9 protein-coding genes and 1 pseudogene are annotated in these 15,167 nt (G+C 66.0%); 4 read left to right on the top strand and 6 right to left on the bottom strand.

Going from position 1 to position 15,167, the window contains the following annotated elements; genetic code table 11:
* Nucleotides 1-3: 3 nt before the first annotated feature.
* Nucleotides 4-474 carry a DUF1854 domain-containing protein gene (locus Q0319_RS01865; protein ID WP_296462824.1) on the bottom strand — a complete coding sequence of 157 codons (471 nt, stop codon included), beginning with the start codon at nt 472-474 and terminating at the stop codon, nt 4-6.
* Nucleotides 471-2,702, bottom strand: a complete 2,232-nt coding sequence (locus tag Q0319_RS01860; protein WP_299450645.1) for an ABC transporter ATP-binding protein — start codon at nt 2,700-2,702, stop codon at nt 471-473. Before Q0319_RS01860 ends, Q0319_RS01865 begins: the two co-directional genes overlap by 4 nt.
* Before the next feature lie 380 nt (nt 2,703-3,082).
* Between Q0319_RS01860 and cphA (Q0319_RS01855) the strand changes: the two are divergent.
* Together cphA (Q0319_RS01855) and cphA (Q0319_RS01850) are read left to right on the top strand one after the other, a co-directional pair.
* A pseudogene (gene cphA / locus Q0319_RS01855) lies at nt 3,083-5,230 on the top strand (cyanophycin synthetase); the annotation flags it as partial.
* Between the two features lie 78 nt (nt 5,231-5,308).
* Nucleotides 5,309-7,930 carry a cyanophycin synthetase gene (gene cphA, locus Q0319_RS01850; RefSeq protein ID WP_299450524.1) on the top strand — a complete coding sequence of 874 codons (2,622 nt, stop codon included), beginning with the start codon at nt 5,309-5,311 and terminating at the stop codon, nt 7,928-7,930.
* On the opposite strand, the gene Q0319_RS01845 is transcribed toward cphA (Q0319_RS01850), so the two are convergent.
* From Q0319_RS01845 to Q0319_RS01835, 3 genes are read right to left on the bottom strand one after another with little or no spacing between them, the layout of a single operon-like run.
* The gene (locus Q0319_RS01845; protein WP_296462832.1) at nt 7,884-8,759 is read right to left on the bottom strand and encodes an arginase family protein; all 876 of its coding nucleotides are present in this window, start codon (nt 8,757-8,759) and stop codon (nt 7,884-7,886) included. The genes cphA (Q0319_RS01850) and Q0319_RS01845 overlap by 47 nt on opposite strands.
* A complete protein-coding gene (locus tag Q0319_RS01840; protein WP_296462921.1) occupies nt 8,759-9,808 on the bottom strand; it encodes a peptidogalycan biosysnthesis protein in 1,050 nt (349 codons plus the stop codon). The genes Q0319_RS01845 and Q0319_RS01840 overlap by 1 nt, the downstream gene beginning before the upstream one ends.
* A 43-nt stretch (nt 9,809-9,851) precedes the next feature.
* Nucleotides 9,852-11,228 (bottom strand): aminotransferase class III-fold pyridoxal phosphate-dependent enzyme, encoded by a 1,377-nt coding sequence (locus Q0319_RS01835; RefSeq protein ID WP_296462836.1) that lies wholly within the window; start codon nt 11,226-11,228, stop codon nt 9,852-9,854.
* 480 nt (nt 11,229-11,708) lie between these two features.
* On the opposite strand from Q0319_RS01835, the gene Q0319_RS01830 reads away from it, so the two are divergent.
* The gene (locus tag Q0319_RS01830; protein WP_299450521.1) at nt 11,709-13,166 is read left to right on the top strand and encodes a TolC family protein; all 1,458 of its coding nucleotides are present in this window, start codon (nt 11,709-11,711) and stop codon (nt 13,164-13,166) included.
* Nucleotides 13,167-13,169: 3 nt separating this feature from the next.
* Nucleotides 13,170-14,294 carry an ABC transporter permease gene (locus Q0319_RS01825; protein ID WP_299450520.1) on the top strand — a complete coding sequence of 375 codons (1,125 nt, stop codon included), beginning with the start codon at nt 13,170-13,172 and terminating at the stop codon, nt 14,292-14,294.
* On the opposite strand, the gene Q0319_RS01820 is transcribed toward Q0319_RS01825, so the two are convergent.
* Nucleotides 14,295-15,149 (bottom strand): fused MFS/spermidine synthase, encoded by an 855-nt coding sequence (locus Q0319_RS01820; RefSeq protein ID WP_296462844.1) that lies wholly within the window; start codon nt 15,147-15,149, stop codon nt 14,295-14,297. It abuts the gene before it with no gap.
* Nucleotides 15,150-15,167: the final 18 nt, after the last annotated feature.

The raw sequence follows: 15,167 nt of genomic DNA, 5'->3' as shown, positions 1-15,167 counted from the left end.
GCTTCAAAGAAAGCGGTCCAAGATCCGCCGGCTGTTCCTGTCAAGGCGCTCCAGGTCCCGTATGAGGAAGTGAATGCCGTGGCCATCGGAAATGAGCAGCTTGGACGACGAAATGCGCCGGATGTCTTGCTCGCTCTTGAGCCAGAGCTGCGTCTCGCCGCGATGTGTCTCGACCGTCCAGGTGGTGGGGGTGATGTAGCTGGCCACGCTCACGATGCGCAGGATCTCGGGCATGAACTCGCGACGGCCGAGCTCTTCCCGAATCAGGCGGGCGACATCGCCGGGCAAGTCGGCAAGGCGGGATATCCATGCCACCTCGTGCCCCCCTGGCCCGACCAGGGAGATGTGCTCTGATTCGGCATGGATGGGGAAGGCGCGAACCGGCACTACTTCTTCCGCCTGGCCGCCCTCCGCAGGGGTGTACACCAGCTTGCCGAAAGCGTTGCGGCTCAGGGTGAATGCGCCGTGTGTCATGCCTCTTCCCCGTCCGGTTCGTCGCTGGCTTCGGGATCGAGCTGCCGCATCTGCGCCTGGTGCAGGCGGTAATACGCTCCCCCCTTGGCGATGAGCTCCTCATGGCGGCCTTGCTCCACGATGCGGCCACGGTCCAACACCACCAGCCTGTCGGCGCGGCGCAAGGTGCTGAGCCGGTGCGCGACGGCAATCGTCGTCCGCCCCCGTACCAGGTTGTCCAGGGCTTTCTGGATCTCCTGTTCGGTCGACGTATCGACCGAAGAGGTCGCCTCGTCGAGGATCAGGATGCGGGGATCGATGAGCAGGGCGCGAGCGATGGAGATCCGCTGGCGCTCGCCGCCCGACAGCGCCTGCCCTCGCTCGCCCACCAGCGAATCATAGCCGTGGGGCAGGCGCAGGATGAACTCGTGCGCGTGGGCGGCACGCGCGGCGGCGACGATCTCCTCGCGCGTCGCATCCGGCTTGCCGTACGCGATGTTCTCGGCCACCGTGCCAAAGAAAAGGAACGGTTCCTGCAGCACTACGCCGATGTTGTGCCGGTACGCCGAAAGCGACAGCGAACGGATGTCCACCCCGTCCACCTCGATCGCCCCCTGGGACACGTCGTAGAAGCGGCAGATGAGGTTGACGAGGGTGCTCTTGCCGGACCCACTGTGCCCCACCAGCCCGATCATCTCGCCCGGCGCTATGTCCAGGTCGATGCCTCGCAGCACCGTTCGCGTGCCGTAGCGGAACCCCACGTCTCGCAGCCGGATCCGTCCCTGAAGCTGCTTGATCGGAATAGGATGGGCCGGTTCCGGGACACTGGATACGCGGTCCAGGATGTCGAAGATCCGCTTGGCGCCCGCCGCTGCCTTTTGCGTCACCGAAACAATGCGGCTCATGGAATCGAGGCGGATGTAAAAGCGGCTGATGTAGGCCAGGAACGCTGCCAGTACGCCGACCGAAATGCGATGGTTGGCGATCTGCCAGATGCCGAATATCCAGACCACCAGCAGGCCGACTTCCGTGAGCAGCACGACCGTGGGAGAAAACATCGACCACACCGTATTGACCCGGTCGTTGACGACGAGATTGTGGTTATTGGCTTCGCGAAAGCGTGCCACTTCCCGCTTCTCCTGCGCAAAGGCCTTGACCACCCGAATGCCCGGAATGGTGTCGGCCAGCACGTTCGTGATCTCGGCCCAGTTGCGGTCCACCTTCTCGAAGCCATGGCGCAGCTTGTCCCGCACTAGGTGGATGAGCCAGGCGATGAAGGGCAGCGGAAGCAGCGTGACCAGCGCCAGCCACGGATCAATGGAAACCAAGATGGCCGCGGTCATCAGGATCATCAGCACATCGGTGGCGAAATCCAGCAGGTGCAGCGACAGGAACACGCAAATGCGGTCCGTTTCGTTGCCAATGCGCGCCATCAAATCCCCGGTGCGCTTGCCGCCGAAATACTCCAGCGACAGCTGCTGCAAATGCTCGTACGCCGTCGTCCGCAGGTCCGCCCCGATGCGCTCGCTGACCCAGGCCAAGAGATAGGTGCGCGACCACCCCATCCCCCACGCTAGAACCGCCGCACCAAGCAAGCCGGATAGATACAACGCGGCCAGCTCATAGTCGATGGGCTTGCCGTTCTGGAACGGAATCAGCACCTCGTCCATCAGCGGCATGGTGAGATAAGGCGGCACCAGCGCGGCGGCGGTGGAAAGAATCGTCAGGATGAAGCCGGCGAACAGCCGGCCCCGGTATGGGCGCGCGAAACGACGCAGCCTCAACAGGGCCCAACCTTTGTCGGCCGCGGGAGCATCCGCTTCGCACGCTGGGCAGCGCGTCTGGTGTGCAGGCAGTGGCGCTTGGCAGCTCGGGCAGGCGGCCTCCGGCCGGGCAGCCACCTCGCCCCGCGCCAAGGCCTGCAATTGCCTGTCGAACTGTTCGACGAACCGCACCACGCCCGCATGCTGGGCCATGGTGGTTCGCCACTGCGCCCGGCGTTCGCTCGGCGTGAGCAGCTCCAGCGTCACGACGCCTGCGTGGTCGGACAGCGCCAGCTTCAGGTCCTGCGCCAGCGGCCAATCCGTCCAGCCCGATGCCGTCCCCGACAAGAGCCGGCTCTCGGTCAACACCAGTATGCCGCGGGCATAGCGCAGCTCGGTGTCGAGGTCCAGCTCGACCCAGGCGCAGACGGACTCGTCCGCCGTCAGCTGCGGGGCGGAGGCGCCCAGCCAAGCATGCGGCAGCATGGCAAGCGTGGGGGGAAACGTCATCGACAGGCGGCCTGAACCGGCCCAGAAAGTATTTGTAACAATCTATGATTCGTGGAATTATGTCAGACTTCTGTAAGCATTAGCGCTGCGATCATTGTCGCGCGTCTGGAGGAGAAATGCGTTGTAGCGCCGCATCGCGGGGTTACCCTAGGCGCTCGCGCCGCCCTTGCTTGGCGTGCGGGCGGGCAATACATTTGCGCTCATCCACCCACATCACCGGATCGATCGAGTACGCCGCGAGAGCGTACGCAAACTTATTACTTCACCGGACACACCCGTCCCAACACTGCACGCATCGCATACCCGCCCATCTACCCGCTTGCGCACGCGGCGCCCGGCCCGACTCAACTCGCATCATGAATCGCAAACGCATTGAATTCCTCGATGTGCTGTCCCTGCGCGGGCCCAGCATGTGGACGTATCCACCCGTCCTCGAGGCTTGGATCGACATAGGGGATCTCGAAGACTATCCGTCCAATCGCATCCCCGGTTTTTACGAGCGCCTGGAGGCCTGGCTGCCGTCGTTGGTCGAACATCGCTGCAGCTATGGGGAGCGGGGAGGATTCCTGCGCCGGGTGCGCGAAGGCACCTGGCCGGGCCACATACTGGAGCACGTCACGCTGGAGCTCCAAAACCTGGCTGGCTTGCCCGGCGGATTCGGCAGGGCGCGCGAAGCCTCTCCCCGCGGCGTCTATCGCGTCGTCGTCAGCGCCTACCAGGAGGAGGTCACCCGGGCCGCGCTGTACGCCGCGCGCGACCTCATCATGGCGGCCATCGAAGACCGTCCCTTCGATGTCGGCGCCGCGGTCGATTCCCTGCGCGAGCTCGTCAACCGGCATTGGCTCGGGCCCAGCACGGCCAGCATTGTGTTTGCGGCGCAGGAGCGCTGCATCCCTTCCATTCGCCTGAACCAGGGCAATCTGGTCCAGCTCGGCTACGGCGCTGCCCAGCGCCGGATCTGGACCGCCGAGACCGACCGCACGAGTGCGGTCGCCGAAAGCATCGCCTGCGACAAAGACTTGACCCGTCGCCTGCTCCAGGCTTGCGGCGTGCCCGTTCCCGAAGGACGCATGGTGGAGAGCAAAGAAGATGCTTGGGAAGCCGCACAAGAGATCGGCCTGCCCGTGGCGGTCAAGCCCTGCGATGGCAACCATGGGCGCGGCGTCTTCCTCGACCTGCACACCCGGGAAGCCATCGAAACCGCCTTCGACGTAGCCATGCAGGAAGGCAGCGGCGTCATCGTCGAGCGCTTCATTCCCGGCAACGAGCACCGGCTTCTCGTCGTGGGCGACCGCATGGTCGCCGCGGCCCGCGGCAAGACTGCCGTGGTCGTCGGCGACGGAAAATCCACGATCCGGGAACTGATCGAGCTCCAGCTGAACTCGGATCCTCGGCGTGGCACCACCGAAGAACACCCGCTCAATCCCGTGACCCTCGATTCCGCCGCCCGCGTCGAACTGCAGCGCCAAGGCTATCACGCCGATTCCGTGCCGCCTGCAGGCGCGGAAGTGCTCATCCAGCGCAATGGCAACGTCGCTTTCGACGTGACCGACGAGGTGCACCCTTCGATCGCGGACCACGTGCGGCTCGCGGCACGCATCGTCGGCCTGGACATCGCCGGCGTGGACCTGGTGGCCGAAGACATTTCCCGTCCGTTGGAGGAACAGGGCGGCGCCATCGTCGAGGTCAACGCGGGGCCTGGACTGCTCATGCACCTCAAGCCCGCCGAAGGCAAGCCCAGGCCCGTGGGAAAAGCCATCGTGGATCACCTCTTCCCAGGCGACGCCGACGGCCGGATCCCGCTCGTGGGCGTCAGCGGCAGCCACGGCACGACCGAGATCGCGCACCGGGTGGCGCATTTCCTGCAGCTGGCGGGACGCCGCACGGCCCTCGCCTCTGGCCTGGGCCTCTACTTCGACCAACGCTGCGTCGACACCGCACCGGCCCGATGGGAGTCCGCGCGCCGGGCCTTGATGAACCCGATGATCGAAGCGGCCGTCATCGAAAACGGCGCGCGAGCCATCCTGACCGAAGGCCTGGCGTACGACCACTGCGAGGTGGGCATCGTGTCCGGCCTCGATCCCGCGCATACGCACCCCGACCTGTGCATCGTCGAGCCCGAACAGATCTACAGCGTACTGCGCACGCAGGTCGACGTGGTGCTGCCCCGGGGCCATGCAGTGCTCAACGCCGCCGATGAGCGGGTGGCCGAGATGGCAAGCCTATGCCCCGGCGGCATCGTGTTCTTCGCGCTCGACGGCGGCCTGCCGCGCATCGTCGAACACCGTGCCGGGGACGGACGGGCCGTTTTTCTACGCGGCGAAGCCATCGTGCTCGCGCAAGGGCAAGCGGAAACCGTGCTGGACGGCCTCGCCTCGGCGGTCGGGCTGAACAATCCACGCGACGGACGTGCGATCGCGAACGTGCTGGCCGCCGTCGCTGCCGGCTGGGCGCTCGGCCTGTCCCTCGATTGCCTGCGCGCCGGCGTCGAAACGTTCAGCATGTCGACCGGGCCAGCGACTGCGGCCTGAGGCAAAGGAAAGACGCCCGGCGCGGAGCGCCGGCAATCAAGGAAACCGTTCATGAAAGTCTCACGCATCCGCGCCCTGCGCGGCCCGAATCTCTGGAGCCGCCGCACGGTGCTCGAGGCCATCGTCTCGTGCACCGAAGCCGAACGCGCCATCGCCGGCATTCCGCATTTCGAGACTCGGCTTCGCGCGCGTTTTCCCGCCATCGGCTTGTTGCAGCCGGTAGGACAAGACGAGGCGGTCTCCATGGCGGCCGCGCTCGGGTTCGCCACGCTAGCGCTGCAATCGCAGGCGGGCTGTCCCGTGACCTTCTTGCGCATCGTGCCGACGGTCGAAGCCGGCATCTACCAGGTCGTCGTGGAATACAGCGAGGAAAAAGTCGGCCGCCTGGCCCTGGATCTCGCTCTGCAACTGTGCGAGGCTGCCGAACAGGACTCGCCATTCGACCTGGACGCTGCCCTCAGGCAATTGCGTGACCTGGACGAAGACGTGCGTATCGGCCCGAGCACGAGCGCCATCGTGGAAGCGGCGATACAGCGCGGCATCCCCTACCGCAGGCTGACCGACGGCAGCCTGATCCAATTCGGCTGGGGCAGGAGGCAGCGACGCATCCTGGCTGCCGAAATGGACCGCAGCAGCGCAATCGCCGAATCGATCGCGCAAGACAAGGAGTTGACCAAGGCCCTGCTGCATGCGGCTGGCGTGCCCGTCCCCCGGGGGCGTCCCGTCTCCGATGGAGAAGATGCGTGGAAAGCCGCGCAAGAGATCGGCCTGCCGGTGGTGGTCAAGCCGCGCAACGGCAACCAGGGCAAAGGCGTCGCCGTCAACCTCGTGACCCGCGAGCAGGTGGAAGCTGCCTATGCCGTAGCGGCGAAATACGGTACGCAAGTGCTCGTCGAGCGCTACGTCCCCGGCCACGATTTCCGCTTGCTGGTCGTCGGCAACACCCTGGTCGCCGCGGCGCGGCGCGATCCGCCCCAGGTGTATGGCGACGGCGTGCATACCGTCCGGGAACTGGTTGAGGCGGTCAACCGGGACCCACGCCGCGGCGAAGGCCATGCTACCAGCCTGACCAAGATCCGGCTGGACGACATCGCCCTGGCCACGCTGGCAAAAGCCGGCTACACCCCCGACTCCGTGCCGCCCAACGGCACGCTTGTCATCTTGCGCAACAATGCCAACCTGAGCACCGGCGGAACCGCGACGGACGTCACGGACGAGGTGCATCCCGAACTGGCCGCGCGCGCCATCGAGGCCGCGCGGACGGTAGGCTTGGATATCTGCGGGGTCGACGTGGTGGCCAATACGGTGATCGAGCCGCTGGAGAGCCAGGGCGGCGCCGTCGTGGAGGTCAACGCCGCGCCCGGCCTGCGCATGCACTTGGCGCCTTCGTACGGAAAACCGCGCGCCGTGGGCGAAGCCATCATCGCCGAAATGTTCGCGCCCGGGGACAACGGCCGCATCCCCGTCGTCGCCGTGGCCGGCACCAATGGCAAGACCACGACGGTGCGCCTGATCGCACACTTGCTGGGCGCGAACGGCCACCTCGTGGGCATGACCAACTCGGACGGCGTCTACATCGGACGGCGCCGCATAGATGTGGGTGACTGCAGCGGGCCACGCAGCGCGCGCAACGTCCTGCTGCACCCGGACGTCGACGCCGCCGTATTCGAGACAGCGCGCGGCGGCATCCTGCGCGAGGGGTTGGCATTCGATCGCTGCGACGTGGCAGTCGTGACCAACATCGGCACGGGCGACCACCTTGGCCTCAACTTCGTCAGCACGGTCGAAGATCTTGCCGTGGTGAAGCGGGTAATCGTGGAAAATGTCGCCCCGGCGGGCACGGCGGTGCTCAATGCGACCGACCCCAATGTAGCCAACATGGCAGGCAGCTGTCCGGGTTCGATCATTTTCTTCTCGAACGACCGGCAGCATCCGCTGATTACCGCACATCGCACCAAGAACCAACGCGTGGTCTACCGGGACGGTGATGCCATCGTGGCCGCGCAAGGCCCAGAGGAATATGCCATCCCGTTGTCAGAAATCCCGCTGACTTACGCCGGCGCCATCGACTTCCAGGTCGAGAACGCCATGGCGGCCATCGCGGCGGCCTGGGCGCTCGGCCTGGACTGGCAAGTCGTGCGGCGCGGGCTGGCGGGCTTCGTGAGCGATGCGCAAACCGCCCCCGGGCGCTTCAATCAGTACGAATTCCGGGGTGCAACCGTTTTCGCGGACTACGGCCACAATCCCGACGCCATCCAGGCATTGGTGCGGGCCATGGACCGGCTGCCTGCCAAGCGGCGCTCGGTCGTGATCAGTGCGGCCGGGGATCGCCGCGATATCGACATCCGCAAGCAAACCGAAATACTCGGCGCCGCATTCGACCGCGTCGTGCTGTACGAAGATCAATGCCAGCGCGGGCGCGCCGACGGCGAAGTCCTCGCACTGCTCCGGCAGGGCCTGGAAGGCGCCGCCCGCGCGCGCGACGTACGGGAGGTCCGGGGCGAATTCCTGGCCATCGACATCGCCATGGATGCGCTTGAACCGGGCGATTTGTGCCTGATACTCGTAGACCAGGTGGAAGCGTCCCTGGCCCACATCGAGCGGCGCATCGCTGCCGACGTCTCCGTCAATCCCCCGATGCGGCCGACAGCAGATCGATCAATCGCGCATTGAGCGCATGCTGCTGCGCCTGCCATTGCGCCAAGCGCCCGGCCGACGGTGCCTCCTGCCCGTCGGCGGCGCTGAGCCAGCGCTTCCACCACGTGCGGTATTGATAAAGCGAGACTTCGCCGGTGATGTCACTCCCGATCAGCTGCCCGGCGAGCACCTCCAGTGCCTGCGCGAGATGCGACTCTGCGAGGATGCCCTGGTCCCAATTGGTGCGCGCGACTTCGGGACTGAACACATCCTTGTCGATGGACAGGTACGTTGGCTCCCGCGATGCGGCCAGCGCGGACGACACCGCCTGCATCATTGCCTCGGGCCCGTCGAAGCTGCGCACCGCATGCCCCAACCCCAACAGCCGGGCCCAGCCGACGTCCACGTTCATGCACCAATAGCTGAGCTTGCCCGAAGCCAGCGGGCGCAAATAGTTTTCCCAACTATGCCCCCATCCAACGTCGGAAGAAGTGATGCCAATGACGTGCACGTGCGTGACAAAAGGCAGCGCGGCCACCCTCCGCACCCAAGAACCGCAGTGGATCCCGAACAAATAGCGCATGTTGTCGGGGTGGTTGTCGAACACCACGACCCGGAACGGCCCCCGGTCGCGCAGGCGTTCGATGAGCGGCCAGCTCAGGTGGTGGAAATCGCCACTTCCCATCAGCACCGGCCCATGGGCGGCAGGCAGCATGGCATCCAGCTCGCGCCACAGCGCACGGAAGGTAGACAGCGAGCAGCCGAAGCGGACGGCCTCCTGCCATCCTTGGAGGGGCAACACCACGGCCCCCTCGGTCGGACCGCACGCGCCGTCGAAATCAAGGATCAGCGGCCCGCCATTCATTAGGAGCGCTCCTCGCTCCAGGCCCGATCGCCCTCGAAGCGCCCCGCAAGACGGCGCAACACGGCGCGCAGCAGCGGATTGCGTATGTACACGGCATGCCGGGTGAAGGTGAACGATGCGCCCAGGTAGGACTTCACCTGGGGATCGGTCCAACCCGCGATGTAATAGCGCAGCCCGCGCTCGCGCGCGTACTCGAGGTTTACCATCCAGCTGACGAAATACAAGTTGCACTCCCGGGCCTCGGGATAGCGCAAGCCGATGTATTTGTCGACCAGATTGCCCTCGCACTCGAAGCAGAGGTTGTACCCGATCATCTCGCCGCGGCGGCGGTAAATGAAAACGATGCCGCCGCTGTCCCCGTCCTGTAGCACCCGCTCGAAAAACGCTTCGGTCAGGCGGTCGAAATGGATTTCGCTCTGCGCATATACGTTCATGTATAGCGCATAGAACTCCTTGAGCACTTCGGGATCACGAAACCGCGGATCGCCGGTCCTGGCCTGCTCGATCTCCAGCTCCGCACGCCTTTTCAGCTTGCGCCGGATATCCTTGCGCCGCGAATGCGAGAGGCGCCCGAGATAGGCGTCCTGGCTGTCGAAGTCGATCGGTACATACGCGAGCGCCTGCCCTTCGACCAACACATAGCCTTCCTTCTCGCAGGCACGGGCCAGCGCCGCAGCATGCTCGTTCTCTTCCCGGCTCAACAACGGAGACGACTGGGGCAAATCCTTGACGATCAAGAACGGGTGCTGGCCTCCGTACTCCGCCTTCCATTGCGCAGCCAAGCGGTCGGGATCGCTACCGCTCGCCAGCAGCGCATATTCCGTCACGGTCGTGCCGACAAAAGCGGTGAGCGGCTGCAGGAAGCGCCGCCACCAGCGAAATCCCGGCAGGCGTCGGAGAAAGCGCTTGGCATCGTCATCCGCGGTCGTCAAGAGATCGAACCGCGCACGAAACATGGGACCGCCGTACGCGGTCACCCAAGCGGAAAAGCCCTCAGGCGGGCAGGCCAGGAAATGGCCCACCAGCCCTTCGGGCTCCAGTCGATTCAGGTAAGGCCGGAGAAAGTCCGGGGTCGCCCCCGGACCCGTGCCATCAACCGCCTTTCTTTGCACGGGTCAACAGCTGGTCGAGCAGCGCCAGGCCCTGGTCGATTTCTTCCGGCGTGATGTGCAGAGACGGCGCGAAGGTAATGACGTTCTTGTAGTAGCCGCCGACGTCGAGGACCAGCCCCATCTTCTTGCCCTTGTAGTCCAGGTCGCCGGACAGGCCGATGTCGACCATGCGGTCGAGCAGCGGCTTGTTGGGCGTGAACCCGTCTTCGGTGCAGATCTCCGCACGCAAGGCCAGGCCCAGGCCGTCCACGTCGCCGATTTCCGGATGGCGCTTCTGCAAATCCTTCAAGCCTTCCAGGAAATGAGCGCCGCGCGCCATGACCATGGACTCGTAGTCCACCTCGGCCAGCATCTTCATGGTTTCCAGGCCGACGGCGGTGCCGAGCGGATTGGATGCGAACGTGGAATGGGTCGACCCCGGCGGGAAAACCGTGGGGTTGATCAGCTCTTCCCGCGCCCACAGGCCGGCCAGCGGATTCAATCCGTTGGTCAGCGCCTTGCCGAACACCAGCACGTCCGGCTTGACCCCGAAATGTTCGATGGCCCAGAGCTTGCCGGTTCGATAGAACCCCATCTGGATCTCGTCGACCACCAACAGGATGCCGTACTGGTCGAGCACCTTCTTCAGGCCCTTGAAGAAGCCAGGCGGCGGAATGACATAGCCGCCCGTGCCCTGGATGGCCTCGACGTAGAACGCGGCATATTCGGCCTGGCCCACCTTGGGATCCCAGACGCCGTTGTACTCGGTCTCGAACAGGCGGGCAAACTGGGCCACGCAGTGCTCGCTGTATTCCTCAGGCGTCATGCCGCGCGGACGGCGGAACGGATAGGGGAACGGCACGAAATACGCACGCTCGCCGAAATGGCCGTAGCGGCGGCGATAGCGATAGCTCGAGGTAATGGCCGACGCACCAAGCGTGCGGCCATGATAGCCGCCCTCGAAGGCGAACATCAGGCTCTTGCCGCCGGTGGCATTGCGCACCAGCTTGAGGGAATCCTCGATGGACTGCGAGCCACCTACGTTGAAGTGCACGCGCCCCTTGTAGCCGAATTTGCGCTCGGCGTCCTGGGCGATGACCTTGGCCAGCTCGATCTTGGTGGGATGCAGGTATTGGCTGGCCACCTGGGGCAGGATGTCCAGTTGGCGCTTGAGCACATTGTTCAGGCGCTCATTGCCGTAGCCGAAGTTGACGGCGGAGTACCACATCTGCAGGTCGAGATATGGCGTGCCGTTGGCATCGAACATGTAGCTGCCTTCGCAGCGCTCGAAAATCTTGGGGGGATTGACGTAATGGACGGTATCGCCGAACGAGCAGTATTGTGCCTCGTCGGCAAGCAGTTGGGATTCGGTGGTCATTAAAGGGAAACCTCGGGGGAGATCAGTTACAGCCGCAGTCAGTTTTTGGGCCGAACGCCCAATGCTTGTCATTGTGATGATGGGGGGTTTACGGAAACGTCACCACAACCCTTCGCGACCCGCATCGCGAAGTATCGCAGAAATACCGCCATCTGTAGGTGTCCGACCCCTCCAGCCGCCGTCTTTGTTGTAATGGACGCATAGCTAATCGGAACACCGGGTTGCGCGCGGCGCGATACATTACTATTTGGCCAGATTGTTTGCACGGCGGCGCGACCTCCCCGTCGCACGGTAACTAACAGTAAGATCACGTCTGGCCATAACCCCTTCGCCTGCCCGGCGCCGCCGCCAGGCCGAACCGCCGCTTCCTACGTCATGCCGTTTTTCCGTTTCCTGCCGCCGGCCGCCCGGCTCCCGGTTCGTCCGGCGCTACGCCTCATGCTGCTTTTCGCGTCCGCGGCCCTCGCCGGATGCATGAGCATGCCCGAGCCCTCCTTGCCGGCAGGCGCGCCCAGCCAATGGCGCAACGCCACTGATGCCCCGGCCCCCGACCCGGCGTCCTGGTGGAAAATCTACGGCGATCCGACCCTGGACCAGCTCGTCGAACAGGCGCTCGCGGACAACCTCACCGTGGCCGAGGCCCATGCCCGCCTCCAGGCGGCCCGGCTCCTGCATGGAGTAGCCGAAGGGCCCTATCGCCCTGAATTCGCCTTCCGCACGCGCGATGCGGTTGCCGCCGATGCGCGCAGCTCCTACTTCCAAGCCGGCTTCGACGCGACCTGGGAGCTCGGGCTCTTCGGCCGGGCCGAAGCCGCCGAGCGCTTGGCCCGCGCCGACGTCGATGCCGCCGCGGCGACGCTGCAAGGCGCGCGCATCAGCGTCGTGGCCGAGGTGGTCCGCGCCTATCGCGAATTACGCCACGCGCAAATGCGCGAGCGATTGCTCAACGAGGCCGTCGCGCTGCGGGCGCGGCACGTGGAACTGGTATCGCTGCGGCATCGCACGCGCCTGGCGTCCGGGGCGGATCTCGATCGCGCACGCGCTGCCCTGGAAGAGGCCCGCGCGGCGCTCGCCGACCCCCGCGTGGCGATACGCCAGAGTGCGCTGCGCCTGGCCACGCTGCTTGGCCGCAGCGAACCGGACCCATCCTGGACGAAGGCGCCGGCCGCCACGGCGCTTCCCCCGCTGCGGGCCGCCATACGCAGCACGCCGGCCGACCTGCTGCGCGCACGGCCGGACATCCGGATGGCGCAGGCCCGCGTGCTCCACGCCGCGGGAGCGCTCGGCATCGCACGCGCAGACCTCTACCCGCGCCTGGGGCTGGGCGGCTCCCTGACCATCGCCAGCAATTTCGCCAACAACTTCAATCGTCGCAGCGAATCCAGCACGAGTACGCAAGCCATCTTCTCGCTCGGACCCTTGATCGACATCCCCCTGTTCGACTACGGACGCCGGCAGGCCGCCGAACGGGCCCGCAGCGCTGAACTGGATGCCGCCCTGCTAGCCTACCGGCAAACGGTGCTGAGCAGCGCGGCGGAAGCTGAAGCGGCCTTGATAGAGCTCGATGAATATCGCAAGCGCCGCGAAGCCGAGGAAAAAGCCGTCCAGGCGCTCGACGGCGCGCTCGAGCGGGCACGCCGGCTCGAGGCCGCCAAGCTTGCCAGCGAACTCGACCACCTCGATCTCGCCGCACGCCGCATCCAGGCGCAATTGGCCGTGTCGGCCACCACCCTGGCGCAGGACCTGGCCTTCATCTCGCTGCACAAGGCGGTGGGCGGCGGCCCGCTTCCCGCCGATACTCCCGGATTGGGCCTCAGCGGCGACGAGCCCGCAGGCTCTCTCCCTCCGTCCGCGTCTCGCTCCACGGACGCGGCCGCCCCTGCGGGGTCGCTGCCGGGTCCGCGCTGTGCCGGATGCACCCTGGCCCAACGGGATTGAGACATGCTGGCCCGCAAGACCCTCATACACGAATGGCCCCGCTTCCTGCCCGCCGTCATCGCGGTGGCCTTCTCGGGGCTGCTGCTGCTCGCGCAAGCCGCGCTGGTGCTCGGCATCTTCGGCAACGCAGCGGTCTACGTCAACGGCTCCCGCGGGGATCTATGGATAGGCTCGCCCGGGACGCAAAGCATCGACCAGGGGCTTCCCTTGAGCCCCGAGATCGAAATGCCCCTGCGCATGGACCCGGGCATCGCGGCGGTCGAACCTTTCTACCTGCGCTATGCCGAATGGCGCAGCCCCGAAACCCGGGGCGGCATGAGCGTCGCCGTATCCGGCATCAACGTGCGCCCCGACGGCCTGCTGTTTTCCCGGGTCTTGCCACTGGACCTGCGCGAGCGGCTGGCCGAAGTCGGCGCCATCATCGTAGACCGCGCCGACCTGCAAAAGCTGCGCACCCGGCCCGGTGGCCAGGCCACGCTCAACGGCCATCCCGTGCGCGTGGTCGGCGTGGTCAACGGACTGCGCGCGCTGGACGGCGCCAACGTCCTCGCCTCGGCCGAGACCGCGCAGTTGATCAGCACGCCTGAGGAAGGCAGCCTGCCGACCTACTTCGTCGCCGAAGTGCGCGACCGCACCCAGGTTGCAGCCGTGCGCGAGCGCCTGTCGCAGCACCGCAGCTTCGGCGCATATGAGGTCTGGACCAGCGAAGCCTTCTCCAGAAAGACCCAGCTCTACTGGCTGCTGCAAACCGGCGCGGGCGCGGGCGTCCTTTTCCTCGCCGCGGTGGTGTTCGTCGCAGGGGCTGCCATCACCAGCCAAACGCTGATTGCCGCCATCGCCGGCTCCATGCGCGCCTACGCCACGCTCAAGGCCATGGGGGTAGGGGTGTCCGCGTTGCGCAACGTCGTGCTACAGCAGGCCTTGGGCGTGGGCCTGACCGGCACCGCGCTGGCCGCCATTCTGTGCGCTGCGCTGCTCGCGGTGGCGCACAATCAAAACGTGCCGGTGCGCATGACCCCCTTCGTGGCGCTCGTTTGCGCGGCCCTGGTCATGGGCATCGCCCTCATCTCGGGGCTATTCGCCGTGCGCCGGGTGCACCGGGAAGACCCGGCCAGCCTGCTACGCTGATCAGTCGCGCAGCGGCTTGGCGTCGCCGGGCCAATCGCGACGGGTAGAAAACATGGGTAACAGGCGCGCATCGTCCACCTTCATCGGCGCCAGCCGCGGCCGCAACGCGCGGGCACGCTCGGCCAGCGTCTCGCGGTCGGGCAAGCCGCCGGTGGAGGCGAGGATGACGCGGTTGGCGCTGCGCAGGTTGTAGAACTCGCCGAAGACCTCGGCATAGGTAGCCGATTCGCTGGCATACGAAGCGCTGGAGGCAAAGGTATTGGAGGCGAGGACGCCTCCCGGCACCAGGATCGCGCGCACTTCGCGCATGAACTCCACGGTCGAAAGGTGGCGGGGAATATAGGTCTCGTCGAAGGCGTCCAGCATGACGAGGTCGTAGCGATCGCCGCTGCGGCCGGCCGCCTGCACGAATTCCCGGCCGTCGGCCACGTGCACCCGCATGTTCGGCCCCTCCCGGAAGCCGAAGAACTGGTGCGCCACGCGCACCACGGCCGGATCGATCTCGACCACGTCGATCCGGGCCTGCGGGACGGCGCTCGCCAGCGCCGTGGGCAGGCTGCCTCCCCCGAGCCCGATGATGAGGATGCGTTGGGGATCCGGCCGCAGGTAAAGCGCCCCCATCATCATGCGGGTGTAATCGAAGAGCAGCTCGTGGGGACGCTCGGGCAACTGGCAGCTCTGGCGGCCCGGCGCGAACACGCTGCCGAACTTCATGCAGCGCTCGCCGCCGGCCTCATAGACCACGATGTCTTCAAAAGCGGATTTTTCGCTGTGGAGAATGGTCTGGGCGCACAGCGGCGTGGCCGCCAGCACCAGCCACGCCGCTGCACAGGCTTTCAGGCGTGCGTACCGCATGGACATGGATCCTGCCCC

Source organism: uncultured Pigmentiphaga sp., assembly GCF_937950555.1.
GTDB lineage: Bacteria > Pseudomonadota > Gammaproteobacteria > Burkholderiales > Burkholderiaceae_B > Pigmentiphaga.
The sequence above is the reverse complement of the archived record's forward strand: the minus strand, read 5'-3'. Positions and strand labels throughout refer to the sequence as shown.

What these genes read in the sequence shown, in the direction of transcription:
- Q0319_RS01825 (WP_299450520.1), top strand. Translation starts at nt 13,170, where the DNA reads ATGCTGGCCCGCAAGACCCTCATACACGAATGGCCCCGCTTCCTGCCC.
- Q0319_RS01835 (WP_296462836.1), bottom strand. Translation starts at nt 11,228, where the DNA reads ATGACCACCGAATCCCAACTGCTTGCCGACGAGGCACAATACTGCTCG.
- Q0319_RS01845 (WP_296462832.1), bottom strand. Translation starts at nt 8,759, where the DNA reads ATGAATGGCGGGCCGCTGATCCTTGATTTCGACGGCGCGTGCGGTCCG.
- Q0319_RS01860 (WP_299450645.1), bottom strand. Translation starts at nt 2,702, where the DNA reads ATGCTGCCGCATGCTTGGCTGGGCGCCTCCGCCCCGCAGCTGACGGCG.
- cphA (WP_299450524.1), top strand. Translation starts at nt 5,309, where the DNA reads ATGAAAGTCTCACGCATCCGCGCCCTGCGCGGCCCGAATCTCTGGAGC.
- Q0319_RS01865 (WP_296462824.1), bottom strand. Translation starts at nt 474, where the DNA reads ATGACACACGGCGCATTCACCCTGAGCCGCAACGCTTTCGGCAAGCTG.
- Q0319_RS01830 (WP_299450521.1), top strand. Translation starts at nt 11,709, where the DNA reads ATGCCCGAGCCCTCCTTGCCGGCAGGCGCGCCCAGCCAATGGCGCAAC.
- Q0319_RS01820 (WP_296462844.1), bottom strand. Translation starts at nt 15,149, where the DNA reads ATGCGGTACGCACGCCTGAAAGCCTGTGCAGCGGCGTGGCTGGTGCTG.